Source organism: Pandoraea sp., assembly GCF_004297875.1.
Lineage (GTDB): Bacteria > Pseudomonadota > Gammaproteobacteria > Burkholderiales > Burkholderiaceae > Pandoraea.
The window spans coordinates 61,298-82,900 of sequence record NZ_SCSK01000008.1 but is presented as its reverse complement, the minus strand read 5'-3'; the positions used below and the strand labels follow the sequence as shown (position 1 = coordinate 82,900).

Below are 21,603 nucleotides of genomic sequence, written 5' to 3'. Positions count from 1 at the left end.
CACTGGCGCGCGCGACATCAAATGAAACAGGCGGTGCCCTCGAGGGCCACCCGGCCGTCGGCGGTGTAGGTCAGCAGATGCGCGTCGCCCGTGCCCGCATCGATATCGCCGCAGACATGGAACGGTGCGGTGTCGAAGACCGGCTGGCGCGCCTGGAAGCTGAATGCACCCAGCCGCGCGGCGGGCCGCTCGCGGCCGAGCAGGTCGAGCATCAGCGTGGCCTGCAGCGGGCCGTGCACGACCAACCCCGGGTAACCTTCGACCTCGCTCGCATAGGTGCGGTCGTAATGAATGCGGTGCCCGTTGAAGGTGAGCGCCGAATAGCGGAACAGCAGCGCGGCATCGGGGGTGACAGTGCGCTGCCAGGCATGGACCGGCGGCGCCTTCGATTCGGGCGATGTCCTGGGCGCGCTCGCGGCGGACGGCGCGCGATAGACAATGTCATGCTCTTCGTGCAGCAGCACTTCGCCGTCGGCGCGGCGCACCTCGTGCCCGACGCAGACGAATACCAGCTCGCCAGAGCGCCCGGTCTTGTGCTCGATATTCAAAATCGTGCTGGTGCGCTCGATCGAATCGCCCACGCGCAGCGGTGCGACGAACTCGAGGCGGCTGCCCGCCCACATGCGGCGCGGCAACGGCACCGGCGGCAGAAAGCCGCCGCGGCGCGGGTGGCCGTCCTCGCCCAGCTCCCGCTGCGGCGCAACAGGCAGGAAGTACAGCCAGTGCCATAACGGCGGCAGCGGTTCGCCCGGGCGGGCGGTAATGTCGTCGCGATCGAGTGTCGCCGCCAGCGCGCGCACCGGCGCGGCGCTCACGGTGTCGGTGCTGTGCTCGGTGCGGCCAAGCCACGGCGCGTAGGTATCGGACACGAAGCGTCTCCATCGAAGTCTTGGAATGCGGTACAGTGTGCCGCACGACGGGCGTCGTTACAATTCAGCTTTGCTTAAGACGGTGTTTCGTTCATGCCTAGCCCTGCCTCGCCGCCGCTGCATTTCGACCTGACCGACCTGCGCCTGTTCGTCAATATCGCCGAATCGAACAGCATGACGCACGGCGCGGCCCGCTCGAGCCTGTCGGTGCCGGCGGCCAGCATGCGCGTCAAGCACCTTGAGGATGCGCTGGCCACGCAGTTGCTGTATCGCACCCGGCGCGGCGTCACCCTCACGCCGGCCGGCCAGACCCTGCTGCATCACGCGCGGCAGATCGTGCGCCAGCTCGAGGCGCTGCGCGGCGACCTGCAGGATTATTCGGCCGGCATCAGGGGGCACATTCGCCTGTTTGCCAATACCACGGCCATGACCGAATTCCTGCCGACGGCCCTGAGCGGCTTTCTGACCGACCATCCGAGCATCAGCGTCGATTTGCAGGAGCGTCTGAGCCACGAGATCGTGCGCAATGTCGCCGAGGGCGTCGCCGATATCGGCATCGTCGCCGGCAACGTGCGCACCGACGGGCTGCAGGCGCTGCCCTATCGCAGCGACAAGCTGGTGCTTGCGACTGCCCGCCAGCATCCGCTGGTCCATGCGCGGCGCGTCGATTTTCTCGATGTGCTCGAGCACGAGTTCGTCAGCCTGCATTCGGGCAGCGCCATTCACGCTTTTCTCACCCAGGCGGCAGCCGACGCCGGACGCGAGTTGCGCGTACGCATTCAAGTCGGCAGCTTCGATGCAATGTGCCAGATGATCGGCCAGAACGTCGGTATCGGCGTGCTGCCGCAATCGGCAGCGCGGCGCCATCAGCAAAGCGCCGGCCTGCATCTGGCGGCGCTGGCCAACCCCTGGGCGATTCGGGATCTGAAATTGATCGTGCGCGAGATGGGCGCGCTGCCGGCGTTCGCGCAGCGCCTGGTGGCGTTTCTGCAGCAATCGGTGGGAAACTGAAGCGTGGCCAACGCGCCGCCGCACGCCCGCGCGAGGATCGGCGTAACATGGGGGCTCCCGCTTTCAAGGAGTTGCCATGCCGCGCGCCATCTGGAACGACGTTGTGATCGCCGAGGCCCCGGCCGACGAAGTCGAACGCGTCGAGGGCAATGTCTATTTCCCGCCGGGCACGGTCGACCCGGCCGCACTGCAACCCAGCGACCATCATACGGTGTGCTCCTGGAAAGGCACCGCGAGCTACTACAACGTGGTCGTGCAAGGTCAGGTCAATCCCGACGCTGCCTGGTACTACCCTGAACCCAAGCAGGCTGCCGCCCAGATTCGCGGGTACATTGCCTTTTGGCGCGGCGTTGAAATCGTCGACTGAGCGGCTATCTGCCCTCATCTTTCCCTTTATATTGTGCAAGAGCGCGCTATACTAAATATGCCCGCTCTTGACCGTACGGGTGAACTCCATTGACCCGCCTAGGCGGGTTCTTTTTTTGGCACCCGCACGCCGCGGTACCGGACCGTGCCACGTTCAATGGTACAGGCAACCTGGACGACGCAATGCAGCATACCGGCTGCCGTCGGCATCCATGAATGCATGGATTAGCGAATGTTACGTTGATTCGCTATCCTCCCTTTCCCGGCTCACGACTCTCGGCTCTCCGAGCGCGTACGGCGGGCCGTGTCGACGCTCCACCCAGCAAGCATTCGGCCGCGCGCCGCGCGTCGCCGGCCGCACTGGCCTGACCACTCACCAGCGCCACCGAAATCGCGCCATCGACCAGCAACAGTAGCTGGCGAGCCAGCACCGCTGCGTCGGTCGCGCCCGCCGCGCGGCACAGGCTTTCGATGAAAGCCAGCAGCCGCCGCTTGTGCAGACGCGAGACGTCGAGCATGGCGATGTCCGATGGCTTGGTCTGCCCTGCCACGTTAAGAAAGACGCAACCGTGGAAGTCGTCACGACAAAACCACGTGTGCAGCACATCGAACATGCCGAGCAGCTGCGCGGCCGGCTGCGGGGCCGAGCGCAGTGTTTCGCGCTCGAACCAGGCCATCCACCGATCGTCGCGGCGGCGCAGCGCCTGCGTCACAAGATCTTCCTTGGACGCGAAATACGTGTAGAAACTTTTGCGGGCGGTACCGGACTGGCGCACGATCGCGTCCACGCCGGTGGCATGAATGCTCGATTCATAGATGAGTTGCTCGGCCGCGTCGAGCAGGCGCTCGCGCGGACCGATGGCGGAGGTCTCTTTCATCGCTTGCTCAGGAGAGATGCCGCGCGTCACGGGTTCGGCGGGCTCGGGTGCGGGCGCTTACAGCCCGAGATCGCTCAGACCGGGGTGATCGTCCGGCCGGCGACCTTGCGGCCAATGAAAGAGCCGTTCGGACTCGCGGATCGGGCGGTCGTTGATGCTGGCGTGGCGAACCGCCATCAGACCGTGTTCGTCGAACTCCCAATTCTCGTTGCCGTACGAACGGAACCAGTTCTGTGCGTCGTCGTGCCATTCGTAGGCAAAACGCACGGCGATCCGATTGCCGCCAAACGCCCACAGCTCCTTGATCAGCCGGTAGTCGAGTTCGCGCGCCCACTTGCGCGTAAGAAACGCGACGATCTCGGCGCGCCCCACCGCGAACTCGGCGCGGTTGCGCCAGCGACTGTCGGTGCTGTAAGCGAGCGACACGCGCTGCGGATCACGCGTGTTCCAGCCGTCTTCGGCGAGGCGCACTTTCTGTGTGGCGGTTTCAAGCGTGAACGGCGGTAGCGGCGGGCGCGATTCGGTCGACATCATTTCACCTCGAGGCAATGGAGAGTTCAGACGGAATACGCGGCGCGCCTGGCCCGTCGACACACTCGCCAGAGCACCATTCGCAGCCGCGATCACACATGGTAGAACGATCGTTCTACACGGTCAAGCGGCGTTTCATTGTGCCGTTGGCGGCGCCCGGCGCACGCGGCGACTTCCCGGAGGGCGGCGATTCTTGCTCGCACCCGCATCCAAATCGACCTGGCCAACGTAATTAGTGGATGTTCGACACCGCCCGCAGATGGGTCCGAACTTGGCGCCAAGGCGATCTCGCTTGCCTTTGGAAAATTGACTGACCAGGTTTACTCAAGCATATGAAACCAACCAAGACACTCACGCTTATCGCGATCTTCCTGGGACTCCTTCAAGCCGCCGGTGCGCAGGCAGAAGAGGCGACCGCCGCCAGCGCCGCGCCGGACATTACGGCTGGTCCGTCGAGCTCCCCCTATCGGCCCGACATGGGACGTTTGCTGGCAACCCAGGGCGTGAGTTCGGTGGAGGGCCCGGCCGGCGGCGGGATCACGCCGTGGGCGCTGATCGCAGGCTACGGCACGCGCGACAGCTACGGCGCGAACGTGCATTACTCGACCTTGCGGACACAGGATTTCGGTTTCGATACCGCGGGCGTCGCGGTCGGCTTGTTCGACCGGGTCGAGCTTTCCGTCGCTACACAGAATTTTCGGGCGCGCAGCGGACCGCTCGATAGCCTGCGGGTCAATCAGGACATCATCGGTGTCAAGGTGCGCCTGTTCGGCAATTTGGTCTATGACCAGGAAGACTGGATGCCGCAAGTCTCGATCGGGGCCGAGTACAAACACAACAATGGCCTGAAGGGCCTGCTCAACGCATCCGTGACCGCGCTGGGCGCTAAAAGCGATAGCGGCACCGATTTTTATATTTCCGCGACCAAGCTGTTTCTTTCGCAAAGCCTGTTGGCCAACGTGACCTTGCGCGCGACCAAGGCCAATCAAATGGGCTTGCTCGGCTTCGGCGGTGATCTGCATAACAGCTACTCGCCAGAAATCGAAGGCTCGCTCGCCTATCTGCTGTCGAAAAACTGGGCCGTCGGCGCGGAATATCGCACCAACCCGCATAACCTCTCGGCCGACAATCAGAAGGATTACTACGACGCCTTCGTCGCCTATTTCCCGACCAAGAATATTTCGATCACAGCCGCCTACGTCAATCTGGGCAGCATCGTCGCGCCGGTCACGCACAACAACGCCCGGCAAAACGGCTTTTATGTCTCGCTGCAGGCCGGCTTTTGACGTTTGAAGCCACGCACATCGCTCAAGAACCCATGACACCCAGAGGCAAGACCATGAAATTTCATTCGCTCGCGTTTCTTACCATCGCCGCCGTCAGCGCGGCTCTCGCTTCCCCGGCCATGGCGCAAGGCATGCAGGCCATGCCGCAAGCCGCCATGACGCATGACGACAGCGTTTATCAGGCCTTTGGCGCTCAGCCTGGCGTGGACAAAGTGATCGACGATTTCATCGCGGTATGGAAAGCCGATCCGCGCATCAGCCACGCGCTGGATCATGCCAATGTGCCCCATTTGGCTGCCATGCTCAAACTACAGATCGGGCAACTGACCGGCGGCCCCGTCAAATATACGGGTGAAGACATGAAGACGGCGCATCGTGGCATGGGTCTGCGCGACGCCGACTTCAACGCACTGGCCGAGGATCTGCAAGTCGCGATGGATAAAAATCACGTCCCGTTTCGTGCGCAAAACAAATTGCTCGCGAAACTGGCGCCGATGGAGCGCGACATCGTGACGCACCGGTAAACGGCCAACTTCCTGGTCGCAGCAATCCCCCGCCACGCGCGCGGGAGCTTTCCCTGGGCTCCCGCCGCTTTTGATGGAAAGCACGAAGATGGACGACGGATCGAATCTCAATCGCCGCTTGATCGTAAAAATGATTGGACTGGGTTTTCTCGCGGCCCCCATGATTGCATTGCCACAGCCCTCGGTGCGGACGATAAAAATCGTCGCACAACGATTCAAATACACGCCCGACAGGATTGAGCTGAAGCTGGGTCAGCCAGTGCAACTGCAACTCACTTCGCTGGATGTTCTGATGGGTTTTAACGCCCCGGATTTCAAGATTCGGAGCGACATCGTGCCAGGCAAGGCCTCTCACCTGATGTTCACGCCGCAAAAAGCCGGAGAGTTTGGATTCTTCTGCGACATCTATTGCGGCGCCGGGCACACCAATATGATCGGCAGCTTCGTCGTGAGCTAAGCGCGGCCGCTGCTACGGGCGCACGGTCTCAATGAACGCCGGCCGCCCGGTCAACGCGCGATGCCACGCCAGCAGCGACGGCATCTCGGCCGGTTTGGGCAGCAACTCCGCAAATTGCTCGAGCAATCCGATCCAGCGATGCACCGCCAGGCCGATTACGATGTCCGCCGCGGTAAAGCCCGTCGAGGTAATGAACGGCTGTCGGGCCAGCACGGCGTCGGCCATCTCCAACTGGCGCGAAGCGTTCTCGAACGACGTTTTGATCGCCTCGTGATTACGCTGCGCCAGCGGCGTGCGCGTCAAGCCCAGGAAGGCCACGCGCAGCGTGGCCCAGAGCGTGCCCAGCTGCCAATCCATCCAGCGCTCGACATCCGCCCGCCTGGCGGGGTCGGCGGGCAACAGCGCGCCATCGCCCCGCGTGGCGGCAAGGTAGCGCACGATACTGTTCGATTCCCACAGCACCAGATCGCCCTCGACCCAGGTCGGCACCAGCCCGTTCGGATTGAGCGCCAGATACTGCGGAGTGCGCACGACGCCGAAATCGAGACCGGCATCGATGCGTTGATAATCGCGCTGCTCCATCAGGCCGAGCTCGGCCAGACACCAGATGACTTTCTGGACGTTGATCGAACTGCGTCTGCCATACAGTTGCATGAAAGGCTCCTTGAGGTTGTATTGCGGATTCTGATTTGCCGCGCCGAGCTTGGGGGGTATTCAAGGCTACCGGCATAGTGACCGGTGATGGCGGTCAGCGCCTGGCCGCCCCGAGGGCGCGAGACATCACGCAATGTACTTTTCGGCGTCCAGAAAGCACAAGGGGTTACGCGAAATTCACGTAACCCCTTAACTTGATTGGTGCCGGCTGCAGGACTCGAACCCGCCACCTGATGATTACAAAGCCTTTGCAGAAATACAGAAAATCAAATGTTTAGGTGAAGTTTCGCGTTCGCACTTCGATGCATTTCACTGGCATAAGAGCCCCGTCGCATCGAGGTCTAGGCATCAATTGCGAACGCGACGCAACGGTCTATTCATGCGCCGTTTGCCGTCCGAAAAATCCCTACCGCTACGCCTACTCCATCGACCGCGAACTGTAATGCATGAGCTTAGCGTATGAAAGTGCACACGTTCCATGCACCCCGCAATGCCTCGCAGCGTTCGTACTGGCGGGCCTCTGCGGTCTGCCTGCAGGTGCATAAAAAGTGTTCGATCAAGCGGGCGGGCGTGGCGGGGTCTCGACGGCGCGCGAAGGCTCACAAGGGGCGGGGTCGGTCCGAAGTTCGGGCAGAGTCTAGCAACGATGCGCTTTTTGCACACCGTGATCGCCTGGATGACTTGCGCCGCAACTGCACGTCAAAAGAGAGTTCGTCGTAAGATCGCAATAATTACCGACCCGCTTTCCAGGCAGCATTCGGGAATGCACATGACAAAAAAATTGCTCGAAGAACGGGGATTTTTCTGGTGGCACGATGATCCCTTACCGGCAAACCAATTTGCCGCGGACAGTTGCGTTGTTGGCACTCTGACCATTGAAGAGAACGGTGCGGCATATCTCGAACTGGATGGCTACTTCGCAGGCAGCGAAGGCGGTCCAATGGCAATCTTCGCTGCGCAGGGACAGCAATTCTCGTTGGAGAAAGCTATCCAAGGGAAGCTCAAGGCTAGTGACAAGAATGTTTTGCTGCTAGGACTGCGCCGACGTGGCGGACGGTTTAACTCCAACGGCATTTCGCACGAGGGGTTCGCAGCCTCTCATTGCCTTGTGACAGATGGATCGTTTCCACCGGCCACACGCCCGCTCCGTTTTAGCGCGCTTGAAGTCAAGCTAACCGGCCTGGAGGAGTGGTTGCGGTTGGGAAATATCGAGGTCAAGCGAGCTCGGCGGCGTATCTCTGCCAAACATCAGGTGCCCAGCGCCGATATCCATGAGTTGGACGACGGCACTTTGACGATGCGTTATGACATCAGTGGTCCCTGGACTGGAAAGCTCGTGCGTCGCATGGATAAGCTCAATCTCTCGGAGAGCGCGAACCTCCGGTTCAAGCCGAAGCGGGCGCGCACGCTCCTCGAAATGCGAGACGAATATGCGCGACTGCAGGAACTGTTTATTCTACTAACCGGAACGACATTTTCGCTGGAATGGCCGCTATTGATCATCGGCAAGACAGCCTATCGTTACTATTACGATGGATTTGAGCGATCGACCAAGGCTCCAACGTGGGACGAGTGCTGGGTCAATTACATTCAGGTGAAGAGCAACTTCGGTGCGATCGTGACGGCGCTGCGACGTAAGCGGGAGGAGTTCGGACCGGGGTTCTATCTCTATCTGGGCATCCGGCGTGGCATGAAGATGTATGTCGAGCACCGATTCGTGAACATGATCTGGGGGCTTGAGTCATTTCACCGCCGGAAGAACAAAGACAAGGCGAAGAAAACCAAGCTCGATGCCAAAATCCAGCGGATACTGGATCAAGTCAGCGGCAGCGATGACAAGCGATGGCTCGAAGGTCAACTGAAACACGCGGGTGAGCCGTCGCTGAAAGAGCGATTGATGGACGTCCTTTCCGCATTGCCACTCGCCTTCGAGCGCACACGGATGGAGGTCTTTTGCAAATCTTGCGCCGACCGTCGGAACGACATGTCGCATTTCGGCGGTCAGCGGGAGGGGAGCGATTACCGGGAATTCGCGGTCGATCTCGTAAAAAAATCGGAGGCTCTTGCGTATCTGTATCACGCAGTGCTGTTGCATGAAATCGGCGTGGACGCCACTTTGATCAAGGCAAGCCTTTTGGAAAATGGACCGAATGCCTCTCGCTCGAAGTATGCGTTCCGAGAGGTTGGTTTGCTGCCGGTGACTAACGGGGATGGTTTGCTGTTGGATGAGTAAGTCATGGCCGAGAGCCGTCTATGGCAATAGGTCGTTTTCGACCCACTGCCGACGATCGACGAAGCGCGGCATCATCGGCTGCTTTCAGGGTGTAGCGGTCATCGTTTTCTTTGCGCCCATTGCCAGTCAGACCAGCACACCACCGCCGTCAACAACGACGGTCTGTCCCGTAGCATAGCGATTTGTCATCAAATAAACGTACGTCTGCGCAAGGTCCTCCGCCTCGCCGACACGACCGACTGGTATGGCCGAGCCACTCGCGGCGTAGAGCGCTTCTCGCTCGCATTCGGGCAGGTCATCCCACAGCGGCGTGCGCACCAAACCGGGACTCACGAGGTTGACACGAATCGGCGCCAACTCCACAGCAAGCGCCCGTGTGAGGCCTTCCATCGCGCTGCAGACACTGGCCAGCGCCGCCCAGCCATATTGTGGTCGCAAGCTCGCAATACCGCTGGTCAACACCACGGAGCCGCCGGAGCGAAGAAACGGCACCGCATGTTTGACGGCGGCAATGGCGCCGAAGAATCGCACTTCGAAAATCTGACGGACCGTAGTGAGTTCCATGGAGGTGAGCGCCCCGGTTCGCAACGAATCCCCCGCGCTGTAGACCAGATGGTCGAAAACGCCGATTTGCCCGAACAGCGCGCGCACAGCGGACTCGCTGCTCAAATCGACCGTGTATCCCTTGGCACGGTCGCCGAGTTTCGCGACAGCTTCAGCGACTCGCACACTGCGCGATGAAACAACGCTCACCGAGGCACCGGCTGCCAGCGCGGCTTGGGCCGTGGCAAGGCCGATTCCAGAGGTACCGCCCAGCAGGACGACGTGTTGATGCTCAAGGTTTGCGCTTGCAATAGTCATGGTGAGTCCTCGTGGTGAGTTGAGAGTGAAGCCATGACCCGAGTATTATTCTTTAGCCTGACTTGATAAACCAGTCATCTCTTCGAACACTCCTTAATAGAGCTTGTGAATGGATCGATTCAGCAGCATGGCGATATTTGCGCGCGTGGTCGAGCGCGGCAGCTTTACCGCTGCCGCCGAAGGTAGCGGTATGACGCCTACCATGGTGGGCAACCATATTCGCGAGTTGGAACGACGGCTCGAAGGCCGCTTGCTAAATCGCACCACGCGGCGTCAAAGCCTGACCGAACTCGGCAAGCGCTATCACGCGCGATGCCTCGAAATTCTGGCATTGGTGGATTCCGCCGAACTGGATGCGCGAGAAATGCAGAGTAATCCGCGCGGCCGGTTGCGGGTAACTTGTCCGGTAATCTATGGCACGCGCGTGCTCATACCGGCGCTTGCCGCGTACCTCGACCGCTATCCCGAGGTTCAAGTCGAGTTGTCCCTCAGCGATCGCTTCGTCGATCTGGCGGAAGAAGGTTTCGACGCCGCCATCCGCGCTGGCATACTGCCAGACTCGGGCTTGATCGCGCGGCCGTTGACCCATTCGCCGCGCATCGCCTGCGCATCACCGGCTTATCTGGCGCGCCACGGACAGCCGCAGGTGCCCGCCGATCTGGTGAAGCACAACTGCCTGGCATTTATGGTCGCGAATGGACCCGAACGTGAATGGCATTTCCCACGTCCCGATGGCAACAGCGTGGAACGCATCGCGGTGCGTGGCCGTCTCGATGTCAATGGCGGCCTCGCGCTTCGCGAAGCCGCGCTCGCGGGACTGGGGGTGGTTTTTCAACCTCAGGTGATGCTGCAGGAAGATCTGGATGCGGGTCGGCTCGTTCGTCTTTTTCCCGACCGGCCGGCGCCGACCTGGCCTATCCATGTGGTGCACCTGCCCGATGCGCACATGCCGCCGAAGCTGGCGACTTTTATCGCCTTCCTCATGCAAACGTTGGGGCACGGCAGCGAACCATAGACCGGTCACGTTATGGGGAAGCGACCTGTGATTACTTGGCAGTCAGTTTCCGTGACGGCCTGAATTGACGGGTCAGGTCAGTGATGCGCTCAACGCTCTCGGTTCGCGAAGGCTCCCTGCCTGAGCGGAGCTGCCGCTCGAATGACCGTGTAGCGGCAATAGCGAACGGCGGCAGCTGGCGGACAACCGCCCCATAACGCCCCTCCAATAAGCCCCCCGGCCAGTCGCCGCCCCGCTCCCCGCAAGCCGAACGCACCCTGCTTCACTCCGGCCACAACCCAATCCCCCAGCCGCTTCCAGGCAAGTGGGTTCGTCGAGTCAACCTCGCCCACGTACACAGAAGCCCACGCCGCTTTGGAGTAGCATCATTGCGTTGAACCGAGTTCGTCGATCGCGGCCCTGCAGGTTGCGACGGTCGCGTTTGTGCGCTGGCTCGTCATGCCAGAGCGCAAGTGAACGGAGTTCGAGCGCTTCGTGGGGTGTGGGTAACCGCGCTCCCTGCGCGTACCCACGCAAATCAGATCAGGAGATTCAAATGAATTCTGCAACCACCACGCCGTCGCCCGCACCGGGTTACGGCTTTCACTGCGATCTGACGGCGGCGGATTTTGCGCAGGCCGTCACGCTGGTGATCGAGGCGCTCAAGGCCGAGGGCTTCGGGGTACTGACCGACATCGACGTGCAGGCCACCATGAAGGCCAAGCTGGGGGTCGATGGGCGCCCGTATCGGATCCTCGGCGCCTGCAATCCGCCGCTGGCCCATCAGGCGCTGGGGGCCGATCCCGACATCGGGCTGCTGCTGCCTTGCAACGTCGTTGTTCGCGAAGACGCCGACGGGCGTATCGTCGTCGGTTTCATGGACCCGGTGGCCGTGCTGCAGCTGACCGGCGACCCCGAGATCGGCCGCGTCGCGCATGAAGTGCGCGCGCGACTGGAGCGCGTGCGCGCGGCGCTCGTCGCTCGGTCCGACGGTTCAACGCGGCACTGAGCTGAGATCGCCCGAGTCTTGCCACCGCCGCGTCATCCCCGCCTCACACTTCATTGACTCTCACCCCGCCCACGAACGCCTCGATATTGGCGATCAGCTGATCGGCCAGCGCCTGCTGCGCCTGCTCCGACGCCCAGGCGACGTGCGGCGTGACGATGACGTTGGGCCGATGCGCGGCGCGCATGAGCGGGCTGTCGGCCGGAGGCGGCTCGCCGCCGGCCGCAACGTCGAAGCCGGCGCCGCTGACCAGCCCTTCGTCGAGCGCGGTGACCAGGCCGGCCTCGTCGACGAGCCCGCCGCGGGCCGTGTTGATGATCAGCGGCCGGCGTTGCATCGCACGAAATTCGGGCAGCGCCAGCAGGCCCTGGGTGTGTGGCGTGAGCGGGCAATGCAGCGTGATGATGTCGCTGGTGGCCAGCATTTCCTCCCAGGGTGTGTAGAGCGAGCCGAGTCCGCTCTTGCCCTTGTGCGCGGCGAACAGCGGCACCATGCCGAAGGCCCGGCCAAGCTCCGCGACACGCTGGCCGAGCACGCCCGCGCCGACGATGCCCAGGCGCGCGCCGCGCAGGTCGTGTATCGGATGATCGAAGAAACAGAACTGCCCGGCGCGCTGCCAGGCGCCGGCCAGCACGTCGTCGCGATAGGCGACCAGATTGCGGCGCAGCGCGAGGATGAGCGCGAAGGTGTGCTCGGGCACGGTGTCCACCGCGTAGCCGCGAATGTTGCTCACGGCGATCTCGCGGGCGCGGCACGCCGCTTTGTCGACGCAATCGGTGCCGGTGGCCGCCACGGCGATGAGCTTCAGCCCGGGCGCGTCGCGCAGCACCGCCTCGCCCAGCGCGACCTTGTTGGTGATGGCGATGGTCGCGCCGGCCAGGCGCGCCGCGACTTCATGCGGCTGCGTGCGGTCGTATTCGATCCATTCGTGCGCGAACGCGGGGCGGCGCAGGCGAATCTGCGGCGCGAGCGTCGCGCGGTCGAGAAAAACGATTTTGTGCATGGTCAAGATGTGTGCCGGTGCGGCAGGGTTCAAAGGAGCCGCATCGCCTGCGATGCGACCTGTTCGGCGGTGATGCCGAAGTGTTCGTATAGCGCGTCGGCGGGGCCGGAGGCGCCGAAGCCGGTCATGCCGACGAAGGCGCCGCGCTCGCCGAGATAGCGGTCCCAGCCGAGCCGCACCGCTGCTTCGATGCCAACGCGCACGGTGCCGGGCCCGAGCACGGCGGCGCGGTAATCGGCGTCCTGCGCCTCGAACAGCGCCCAGCACGGCATCGACACCACGGCGCTCGGCACGCCCTGGCCCTGCAGCCGCGCACGGGCGGCCAGCGCCACGGCGACTTCCGAGCCGGTGGCCAGCAAGGTGACTTGCCGCGCGCCGCCTTCGGCTTCGGCCAGCACATACGCCCCGCGACGCGAGAGGTTTTCCTCGACGTGTTCGGCACGCACCCGCGGCAGTGCCTGCCGGGCGAACACCAGCGTGCTCGGGCCGGTGCGGTGTTCGAGCGCGAGCATCCAGCACTCGGCGGCCTCGACCGCGTCGGCCGGGCGCATCACCAGCATGTTCGGCATCGCCCGCAACGAAGCCAGGATCTCGACCGGCTGGTGGGTCGGGCCGTTCTTGCCCACCCCGATCGAGTCGTGACTGAAGACGAATTTGACCGGCAAGCCCATCAGCGCGGCCATGCGCATCGCCGGCCGCTCGTAGTCGGAAAACGCCAGATAGGTGACGGCCAGCGCAATCACGCCGCCATGCGCGGCCATGCCGTTGGCCATCGCCCCCATCAGATGCTCGCGCACGCCGCAGTGCACATAGGCGCCGGCCCGCTCGCCGGCTGCGAACGCGCGCAGTTGCCGCTTGTGTCCGGTGGGCGCTTCGAGGTCGGCGCAACCGACCATGCGCTCCGGCAGATGCGGCGTGAGCAGGTCGTTGATGTCGGCCGAGATCATGATGCCGGCCTGCGCCTCGTCGCTTCGCATCGCGCGCCGGCGATAGTCTTCGAGCACGTCGCGCCAGCCCTCGGGCAGCCGGCCAGCCTGAATGCGCTCGAACTCGGCGCGCTCGGCCGGCGCCAGCGCGGCCACGCGCTCGCGCCAGGCATCGTATTCACCCCGGCTGCGGCGCCCGGCGGCGCGCCAGGCGTCGAGCACCGGGCCCGGTATCTCGAACGGTGCATGCGGCCAATCCAGCGCGTCGCGCATCTGCCGGGCATCGTCGGCGAACAGGCGCCCGCTGTGGCCGCCGCGCTGGCCCTGCAGGCGCGCGATGCCGCGCGCGATGACGGTGCGGCACGCCAGCAGCGACGGGCGCGGGTCCTGGCGCGCGTTGTCCAGCGCGGCCGAGACCGCTTCGAGGTCGTGCCCGTCGACTTCCTGCACATGCCAGCCGGCCACGCGAAAGCGCGCCGCGACATCTTCGCTAATCGACAGTTCGGTGCTGCCGTCGTCGGTGATCCGGTTATCGTCCCAGCACAGGATCAGCTTGCCCAGGCGCAGGTGCCCGGCCAGCGAGATCATCTCCTGGCCGATGCCTTCCTGCAGGCAGCCGTCGCCGACGAACGCGTAGGTGTAGTGGTCGACAATCTCGCGGCCGAAGCGGGCCGCCAGGTAGGCCTCGGCAATTGCCATGCCCAACGCGTTGGCAATGCCCTGCCCGAGCGGCCCGGTGGTGACCTCGATGCCGGCGCCGGTGTCGAATTCCGGATGCCCGGCGCAATGCGAGCCGAGCTCCCGGAACGACTTGATCTGGTCGAGCCCGATGCGCTCGTAGCCGGTCAGGTACAGCAGCGAGTACAGCAGCATCGAACCGTGCCCGTTGGAAAGCACGAAGCGGTCGCGGTCGGCCCAGGCCGGGTCGGCCGGATTGAATTTGAGATGGCGCGTGAAGAGCGCCGTGGCGATTTCGGCCATGCCCAGCGGTACGCCCTGATGCCCCTCGCCGGCTTGCAGGATGGCGTCGATCGACAAAAAGCGTATTGCGTTGGCCAGCGCCTTGGCATCGGTGTGCGACATGACAAAAGCATCCTTCGCGCGACCCTTGGGCGGGCCGCGTCAGTCAAAAAAGTGAGTGATGGAGCGGTTGGGTGCGGCAACGCTGCGGCGCGCCGCACCGCAGGTTCAGAGAAATCCGGTGGAGATCCACGGCACCGCCACGACCACCGCCAGGCCCGCGGCAAGCGCGCCCAGATACGGCCAGATGCGGCGCAGCCCGGCGTTGGGGTCGACCCGGCCGATCGTGCAGGCCGCGTAGTAACCCAGGCCGAACGGCGGCGTGAACAGGCCGATGCCCATGGCAAGAATCACGGTGATGGCGTAATGAACTTCGTTGATGCCGGCCTGGCGCGCGATCGGAAACAGCAGCGAGCCGAACAGCACCATCGCCGGAATGCCCTCGAGCACGCTGCCCAGGACCACGAAGGCGATCACCGAGATGAACAGGAACCCGTAAGCGCCGCCGGGCATGCGGGCCATCGCTTCGGCCAGCGCCTGCGAAAAGCTCGCCTGGGTCAAAGCCCACGCCATCGCGGTGGCCGCGCCGATGATCAGCAAAATCGCGCCGGACAGCGATGCGGTTTCGACCAGCATCGGATAGATGCGCCGCCAATCGAACTGGCGATACACCAGCAAGCCGATCACCACGGTGTAGGCAATGCCGATGGTCGAGACTTCGGTGGCCGTGGCCACGCCCTCGGCAACCGCATAGCGGATCAGCACCGGCAATACCAGCGCCGGCAGCGCCACGAACAGCGTGCGCAACACGGTCTTGAGGCTCGCCCGCGGCACTTTGTCCGCGGCGTCGCCGGTACGCCGCCGCGCGATGAAAGCCAGCGCCAGCGCCAGCACGATGCCGGGCAGCAGGCCACCCTTGAACAGCGCGGCAATCGACACGCCCGTGACCGAACCGATGATGATCAGCACCAGCGACGGCGGAATCGTCTCGGCCATCGCGCCGCACGCGGCCAGGAGCGACACCAGCTCGCCCTCGGGGATGCCGCGCCGCTTCATTTCCGGGAACAGCACTGGAGCGACGGCCGCCATGTCGGCCGTCTTGGCGCCCGAGATGCCCGAGACCAGCAGCATCGCCCCGATCAGCACATATGAGAGTCCGCCCTTGACGTGACCCAGCAGCGAGGCGAGAAAAGCCACCATCGCCTTGGCCATCTGGGTCATTTCGATGAGTTGACCCAGCAGGATGAACAGCGGCACGGCCAGCAGCACCAGCGAGCTCATGCCCTCGTTCATCTGCCCGGTGATGACCGCCAGCGGCGTGGTCGTGGTGGTGAGCAGGCACGCCACCGTGCACAGTCCGAAGCAGAACGCGATCGGCAGCCCGACCAGCACGCCGCCGCCGAGCAGCAGGCCGAAGAAAATCACCAGGTTCCAGTTGCCCATGTTCGCGAGCAGATCGCGCGCGCCGTAAAGCGCGAGAGCGATGAGTGCCAGCGCGCCGAAACCGAGCAGCAGTTCACGCGCCCGATGCCGCATCAGCCGGACCGCGCAGATCGCCAGCATCAGCGCGGCGCCCACCGGCACCGCCGCCGCGCGCACGGTGTCGTGCAGCCCCAGCACCGGCGTCTGCACGATCCACTGGTCGGAGGCGTAATTGATCGACGGGCCGAGCATGATGACCAGAAATACGCACGGCGCGCCGATCGCCAGCACCTCGGCAAACGCCTTCCACCGGCCCGGCATGCGTGCGGCCAGCACCGTCATACGCATGTGGTGCCCGCGCCGCAAGGCGACGGCCGAGCCCAGCATCGCCAGCCACAGGAACAGGATGGAAGCGATCTCGTCGCTCCATACCAGCGGGTGGTTGAAGACGAAGCGCGCAATGATGCCGACCAGCAGGATCATGACCTCGGCCAGTACCGCGATGGCCGAGGGGATTTCGATCAGCCAGCCGAGCGCGCTGTCGCACCGCCCCTGCCAGGCAGGCAGGGGTTGCTCGTCGATCGAGAGCACGCTTGTCATGCCAGCGCCCCGGTGGTTTGCTGCAGCAGGTCCCAGCCCTGCGCGCCGAACTTCGCGCGCCAGTCGCGATAGAAGCTGGTCTTGCTCAACTGGTTGCGGAACGCCTGCTTGTCGACATCGACGATCTGCAGGCCCTTGCTGGCCAGGCTTTGGCTCAACGTCGAGTTGAGTGCGGCGATGTCGGCCCGCTCTTCGGTGGCCGCGCGATCGAACTCCTTGAGCACGATGGCCTGCACGTCGCTCGGCAGACGCTTGAAGGCGGCCGGGTTGCCGAGAATCCAGTACGCGTCCCAGACGTGGCTGGTCATGCTGACGTACTTCTGCACTTCATAGAGCTTCGCGGTGGAGATGATCGGCAGCGGGTTTTCCTGGCCGTCGACCAGGTGGGTCTGCAGCGCCGAATACAGTTCGTTGAAGTTGATCGGCGTGGGACCTGCCTTGAGCGACTGGAACAGCGAGATCAGCATCGGCGCGACCGGCACGCGGATCTTGAAGCCGTGCAGGTCGTCCGGCGTGCGGATCGGCTTGGTCGACGAGGTGATCTGCCGGAAGCCGTTATCCCACGGACGCGACATCGCAAGCATGCCGGCCTTGGCGATTTGCGCCTGGGTGTATTTGCCCAGATCGCCGTCCATCGCTTTCCAGACATGATCGTAGTCGGGAAAGGCGAAGCCGGTGTTGGCGATGCCGGCGGCCGGCACGAGCGTGGAGAGCACCGAGGCGGCCATGTTGATGAATTCGACCCCGCCATTGCGGATCTGCGACAGCAGATCGGTGTCGGAGCCGAGCTGGTTGCTCGGAAATACGCGAATCTCCAGACGCCCGCCGGTGGCCTGCAGAATGCGCTCGGCGGCCTGCTTGGCGCGCACGTTCACCGGATGGCTCGGATCCTGGCCGGTGGCCAGCTTGTAGGAGAACTGCGGCGCCGAAAACGCCCGGCCGGAGACGCTCACCAGCGGCGCGGCCACCGACAGTGCGGCGCCGGCTTTCAGGAAGGTACGGCGGTTGATGCGGGTCTTCGTGTTGGAATCCGTGCTCATAATGTGCTCCTCCAGTGATGGGGTGTATTGCTGTTGTAGTTTTGATGCTTGCCTGAAACGTTCCGGCGCGCGCCTGCGCGCCGGGATGTTGCCACTGCTTAACCGTGAATCAGCATGCCGCCGTTGACGTCGATCACCGCGCCGGTGATGTAGGACGACAGATCCGAGGCAAGGAACGTGAAGGCGCCGGCCACGTCGTCGGGCACGCCGATGCGATTGAGCGGAATTCCCGCCAGGATCTCGACCCGCTTTTCGTCGCTGATCTTGCCGGCGTTGATGTCGGTGTGAATCAGGCCCGGCGTGACGCAATTGACGCGAATGCCGTCAATGCCGAACTCGCGCGCCATCGCCTTGGCCAGGCCCAGCACCCCGGCCTTGGCGGCCGAGTAATGCGGGCCGCCCAGGATGCCGCCGCCGCGCTGCGCCGATACCGACGACATGCAGGCGATCGAGCCGCCATGCTGTTTTTTCATCTGCGGAATGACCGCTTGCGACAGATAAAGAACACCGCGCAGATTCACGTCGAGAATCTTGTCCCAGCTCGCCGCGTCGATGTCGAGCAACTTGACCGGCTGGGTGATACCGGCGTTGTTGACCAGCACGTCGATGCGGCCGAAATCGCCGACGATCTGCTCGACCGCGGCCACGCACGCCTGCTTGTTGGTCACGTCGCAGGCATAGCCGCGATGCTCGGCGCCAAGACCTGCCGCGGCCTCGGCGGCGGCCGCCTGATCGAGGTCGAGAATGGCGACGCGCGCGCCGTGCCGGGCAAACATGCGCGCGGTGGCAATGCCGATGCCGCGCGGCGACGCCGCGCCGGAGATCACGGCAACCTTGCCGTCCAGAAGTTTTGTCTCGCTCATTTTGTTGTCCTAAAGTGGGTCACTCGAGAGGTTTTCGTCAGGGTGGCCGACGCCTCAGCGCAGCCAGGTTTTCACGGTATCGGCCATGGCCTGCGTGGAGATGCCGTAGCGATCGTGCAGGGTCGGCAGCGCACCGGCGTCGAGGAACGCATCGGGCAGGCCGATCTGGCGGAAGGCCGGCGTCACGCCGTGGCTCAGCAGCACGGCTGCGACTGCTTCGCCGAGCCCGCCGATCACCGTGTGGTTCTCGGCGACCACCACCAGGCGGCCGCTGCGGCGCGCCTCGCGCAGAATCGTCGCGGTATCGAGCGGCTTGATGGTCGGCACGTGCAGCACGCCCACGTCGATGCGGTCGTGCGCGAGCGTCTTGGCGACTTCGAGCGCGCGCATCGTCATGATCCCCGACGAAATGATCAGCACGTCGGCGCCGTCGCGCAGCAACTTGGCCTTGCCGAGCTCGAAGCGATAGTCGTATTCGTCGAGCACCACCGGCACGTTGCCGCGCAGCAGGCGCGCGTAGACGGGGCCGTGATGCGCGGCCATGGCGGGCACCATCTGCTCGATCTCCACCGCGTCGCACGGGTCGATCACCGTCAGGTTCGGCATGGCGCGAAACAGCGCCAGATCCTCGGCGGCCTGGTGGCTCGGCCCGTAGCCGGTGGTCAGCCCCGGCAGCGCGCAGGCGATCTTGACGTTCAGATTGTCTTCGGCGATCGCCTGATGGATGAAGTCGTAGGCGCGGCGCGCGGCGAACACCGCATAAGTGGTGACGAACGGCAGCGCGCCTTCGTGGGCCATGCCGGCGGCCGCGCCCATCAGCAGCTGTTCGGCCATGCCCATCTGGTAATAGCGCTCGGGAAAGGCCTGCGCGAAGATGTGCAGGTCGGTGTATTTGCCCAGGTCGGCGGTCATGCCGACGACGTCCGAGCGTTCGCGCGCGAGCGCCACCAGCGCGTTGCCGAACGGTGCGGCGCGGGTGGCCTGGCCATCGCCCGCGATCGAGGCGATCATCGCCGAGGTTTTAAGGCGCGGCTTGGTTGCGGCGTTGCTCATGCTTTTCTCCCGGCGTCGAGCGCTTGCAGCGCGAGTTGCCATTCGTGCGCTTCGACCCGAATGAAGTGGTTTTTCTCGCGGGCTTCGAGGAACGGCACGCCGCTGCCCATCTTGGTATCGCACACGATCATGCGCGGGCACGCGCCACGGTATGCGCGCGCCGCATCGAAGGCGGCGATCACGGCAGCCAGGTCGTTGCCGTCGATGCGCTGCACGAACCAGCCGAACGCCTGCAGCTTGTCGACCAGCGGCTCGAAGGCCATGACCTGCGTCGAGGGGCCATCGGCTTGCTGGTTGTTGACGTCGACGATGCCGATCAGGTTGTCGAGCTTCCAGTGGCTGGCCGACATGATGCCCTCCCACACCGCGCCCTCGTCGAGCTCGCCGTCGGAGAACAAGGTGTAGACGAAGGCGTCGGAGCCGCGGCGCTTGAGCCCCAGGCAACGGCCCACCGCAATCGTCAGGCCCTGGCCGAGCGAGCCGCCCGACATTTCCATGCCGGGCGTATAACTGGCCATGCCCGACATCGGCAGCCGGCTGTCGTCGCTGCCATAGGTTTCCAGTTCTTCCTCGGGGAGGATGCCGGCCTCGATCAATGCCGCATACAGCGCAATCGCGTAGTGTCCGTTGGACAGCAGGAAGCGGTCGCGGCCTTCCCATTCGGGATCGTCCGCGCGCAAGCGCAGCGCGTGCCCGTAAGCGACCGCGAGTACGTCGGCGATATCGAGAGCCTGGGCAATGTAGCCCTGGCCCTGCACCTCGCCCATGCGTATCGCGTTGCGCCGGATACGGTAGGCACACTCCGCGAGACGGGCATGCAACCCGGGGTCGCTCTTAGTCACCATGTTCTCCTTGTACCGGCCGCCGCACTCGGGCGCGGCCGGATTGGTTTGATGGATGCGGGCGCGCCAACGCCGCCTCGCCAGAACCTGGGCTTGGACAAGATGCTTGCCGTCGCAGCCAGTGAAACAAGCTTAAAGATTTGGACGGAGCGGCTCAAACGAATTAATATGGCCCTATCGTTGAATTCAATTCATGCATCCGCTGCAATGCACAATCGCGTCACGCTCAAGTCGGTTCAGGCTTTCGAGGCCGCCGCACGGCTTGCTTCTTTCTCGCTTGCGGCGGAGGAGTTGTTCGTCACGCCCTCGGCGATCAGCCATCAGATCAAGCTGCTGGAAGAACAGTTGAGCGTCAGGCTGTTCCATCGCGTGCATCGCGCGGTCGTGCTGACCGACCTGGGCCGGCAATACGCCGAGGAAGTCGCGGCGGCATTCGCGCGCATCGATCACGCGACCCGGGAGCTGGGCCGAGCCGCCAAAAGCGACATCCTCACGATCCATTGCACCCCGAGTTTTGCCACGCAATGGCTGATGCGGCGCCTGGCGCGCTTTAGTGCGCTACACCCGGACATCGACGTGCGCCTGAACGCCTCCGCTGGCGCGGTCGATCTGCTCTCCGAGGAAATCGATGTCGATATCCGTTATGGCGCCCGCAAGCTGCAGCCGCCGGGCGCCATGGTGATCGAATTGCCGTCCGAGACGGTCGTGCCGCTTTGCTCGCCCGATCTCGCGCATGGCGAGCATCCGATCACGCGGGCCGCTGACTTGCAGCATCACACGCTGATTCACAGCGAGGGCTGCCTGGTGGGCTGGCGCGACTGGATGCGCCTGCATCGCAAAGTGCCGCTCGACGTCACGCGCGGGCCGCGTTTCGACCGCTCCTTCATGTCGATCAGCGCGGCCGTCGACGGTTTGGGCGTTTGTCTCGACAGCCTGCTGCTCGCGCAACGCGAGCTCGAAACAGGCCAACTGGTGGCCCCGCTGGGCCTGACGGGGCTGACCGTGCGGGGCTACACGCTGAATCTGCTCAAGTCACGCGCCGAGCTGCCCAAGCTGCGCAGTTTCCAGGAATGGCTGGTCGGCGAGCTGGAAAAGTGAACCGGCGCGCAAGGTACGCCTTGCGACGAAAATAGTCCGTCGCGGCCACCCGCCGCGCTGCACCAT

Annotated in this window: 21 protein-coding genes; 9 read left to right on the top strand and 12 right to left on the bottom strand. The window is 64.0% G+C overall.

The window, feature by feature from the left end; all coding sequences use genetic code 11:
* Positions 1-17 precede the first annotated feature (17 nt).
* Positions 18-869, bottom strand: coding sequence for a MaoC family dehydratase N-terminal domain-containing protein (locus tag EPN80_RS04380; protein WP_293024172.1), 852 nt, complete (start codon positions 867-869; stop codon positions 18-20).
* Between the two features lie 117 nt (positions 870-986).
* Between EPN80_RS04380 and EPN80_RS04375 the strand changes: the two genes are divergently transcribed.
* Together EPN80_RS04375 and EPN80_RS04370 are read left to right on the top strand one after the other, a co-directional pair.
* Complete coding sequence (locus EPN80_RS04375; protein ID WP_293024303.1) at positions 987-1,880, top strand: LysR substrate-binding domain-containing protein; 894 nt, start codon at positions 987-989, stop codon at positions 1,878-1,880.
* A 76-nt stretch (positions 1,881-1,956) separates the two neighbouring features.
* A complete protein-coding gene (locus EPN80_RS04370; RefSeq protein ID WP_293024170.1) occupies positions 1,957-2,247 on the top strand; it encodes a DUF427 domain-containing protein in 291 nt (96 codons plus the stop codon).
* Positions 2,248-2,494: 247 nt separating this feature from the next.
* Here EPN80_RS04370 and EPN80_RS04365 read toward each other — a convergent pair whose 3' ends face one another.
* Entirely contained in the window at positions 2,495-3,124 is a 630-nt protein-coding gene (locus EPN80_RS04365) for a TetR/AcrR family transcriptional regulator (RefSeq protein ID WP_293024168.1), read from the bottom strand.
* 57 nt (positions 3,125-3,181) lie between these two features.
* Complete coding sequence (locus tag EPN80_RS04360) at positions 3,182-3,655, bottom strand: nuclear transport factor 2 family protein (RefSeq protein WP_293024301.1); 474 nt, start codon at positions 3,653-3,655, stop codon at positions 3,182-3,184.
* 332 nt (positions 3,656-3,987) lie between these two features.
* On the opposite strand from EPN80_RS04360, the gene EPN80_RS04355 reads away from it, so the two are divergent.
* The 3 genes from EPN80_RS04355 to EPN80_RS04345 all read left to right on the top strand — a co-directional run bounded on the left by EPN80_RS04355 (position 3,988) and on the right by EPN80_RS04345 (position 5,922).
* On the top strand, positions 3,988-4,941 hold the full coding sequence (locus tag EPN80_RS04355) for a DUF3034 family protein (protein WP_293024166.1): 954 nt from the start codon (positions 3,988-3,990) through the stop codon (positions 4,939-4,941).
* A gap of 53 nt (positions 4,942-4,994) precedes the next feature.
* The gene (locus EPN80_RS04350) at positions 4,995-5,465 is read left to right on the top strand and encodes a group 1 truncated hemoglobin (RefSeq protein ID WP_293024164.1); all 471 of its coding nucleotides are present in this window, start codon (positions 4,995-4,997) and stop codon (positions 5,463-5,465) included.
* An 88-nt stretch (positions 5,466-5,553) separates the two neighbouring features.
* Positions 5,554-5,922 carry a cupredoxin domain-containing protein gene (locus tag EPN80_RS04345; RefSeq protein ID WP_293024162.1) on the top strand — a complete coding sequence of 123 codons (369 nt, stop codon included), beginning with the start codon at positions 5,554-5,556 and terminating at the stop codon, positions 5,920-5,922.
* A 12-nt stretch (positions 5,923-5,934) separates the two neighbouring features.
* Here the strand turns inward: EPN80_RS04345 and EPN80_RS04340 are convergent, their stop codons facing one another.
* Entirely contained in the window at positions 5,935-6,576 is a 642-nt protein-coding gene (locus tag EPN80_RS04340; protein ID WP_293024160.1) for a glutathione S-transferase N-terminal domain-containing protein, read from the bottom strand.
* Between the two features lie 769 nt (positions 6,577-7,345).
* Between EPN80_RS04340 and EPN80_RS04335 the strand changes: the two genes are divergently transcribed.
* Positions 7,346-8,809: a HEPN domain-containing protein gene (locus EPN80_RS04335; protein WP_293024158.1), complete on the top strand. Its 1,464-nt coding sequence runs from the start codon at positions 7,346-7,348 to the stop codon at positions 8,807-8,809.
* Between the two features lie 126 nt (positions 8,810-8,935).
* Here the strand turns inward: EPN80_RS04335 and EPN80_RS04330 are convergent, their stop codons facing one another.
* Positions 8,936-9,670, bottom strand: coding sequence for an SDR family oxidoreductase (locus EPN80_RS04330; RefSeq protein WP_293024155.1), 735 nt, complete (start codon positions 9,668-9,670; stop codon positions 8,936-8,938).
* 109 nt (positions 9,671-9,779) lie between these two features.
* On the opposite strand from EPN80_RS04330, the gene EPN80_RS04325 reads away from it, so the two are divergent.
* Complete coding sequence (locus EPN80_RS04325; protein ID WP_293024153.1) at positions 9,780-10,685, top strand: LysR family transcriptional regulator; 906 nt, start codon at positions 9,780-9,782, stop codon at positions 10,683-10,685.
* A 535-nt stretch (positions 10,686-11,220) separates the two neighbouring features.
* Positions 11,221-11,673 (top strand): DUF302 domain-containing protein, encoded by a 453-nt coding sequence (locus EPN80_RS04320; RefSeq protein ID WP_293024151.1) that lies wholly within the window; start codon positions 11,221-11,223, stop codon positions 11,671-11,673.
* Positions 11,674-11,716: 43 nt separating this feature from the next.
* Here the strand turns inward: EPN80_RS04320 and EPN80_RS04315 are convergent, their stop codons facing one another.
* From EPN80_RS04315 to EPN80_RS04285, 7 genes are all read right to left on the bottom strand, one after another.
* Positions 11,717-12,673, bottom strand: a complete 957-nt coding sequence (locus EPN80_RS04315; protein WP_293024148.1) for a D-2-hydroxyacid dehydrogenase — start codon at positions 12,671-12,673, stop codon at positions 11,717-11,719.
* Between the two features lie 29 nt (positions 12,674-12,702).
* Entirely contained in the window at positions 12,703-14,682 is a 1,980-nt protein-coding gene (gene tkt, locus EPN80_RS04310; protein WP_293024146.1) for a transketolase, read from the bottom strand.
* A 105-nt stretch (positions 14,683-14,787) separates the two neighbouring features.
* Complete coding sequence (locus EPN80_RS04305; protein WP_293024143.1) at positions 14,788-16,641, bottom strand: TRAP transporter large permease subunit; 1,854 nt, start codon at positions 16,639-16,641, stop codon at positions 14,788-14,790.
* Positions 16,638-17,681, bottom strand: a complete 1,044-nt coding sequence (locus tag EPN80_RS04300; protein ID WP_047214690.1) for a TRAP transporter substrate-binding protein — start codon at positions 17,679-17,681, stop codon at positions 16,638-16,640. The genes EPN80_RS04305 and EPN80_RS04300 overlap by 4 nt, the downstream gene beginning before the upstream one ends.
* Before the next feature lie 98 nt (positions 17,682-17,779).
* Positions 17,780-18,544, bottom strand: a complete 765-nt coding sequence (locus EPN80_RS04295) for a glucose 1-dehydrogenase (protein ID WP_293024139.1) — start codon at positions 18,542-18,544, stop codon at positions 17,780-17,782.
* 54 nt (positions 18,545-18,598) lie between these two features.
* Positions 18,599-19,597 carry a transketolase family protein gene (locus EPN80_RS04290; protein ID WP_293024137.1) on the bottom strand — a complete coding sequence of 333 codons (999 nt, stop codon included), beginning with the start codon at positions 19,595-19,597 and terminating at the stop codon, positions 18,599-18,601.
* The gene (locus EPN80_RS04285; RefSeq protein ID WP_293024135.1) at positions 19,594-20,442 is read right to left on the bottom strand and encodes a transketolase; all 849 of its coding nucleotides are present in this window, start codon (positions 20,440-20,442) and stop codon (positions 19,594-19,596) included. Before EPN80_RS04285 ends, EPN80_RS04290 begins: the two co-directional genes overlap by 4 nt.
* A 204-nt stretch (positions 20,443-20,646) precedes the next feature.
* Here EPN80_RS04285 and gcvA point away from each other — a divergent pair, with 204 nt between their 5' ends.
* Complete coding sequence (gene gcvA, locus EPN80_RS04280; protein ID WP_293024132.1) at positions 20,647-21,537, top strand: transcriptional regulator GcvA; 891 nt, start codon at positions 20,647-20,649, stop codon at positions 21,535-21,537.
* Positions 21,538-21,603 lie beyond the last annotated feature (66 nt).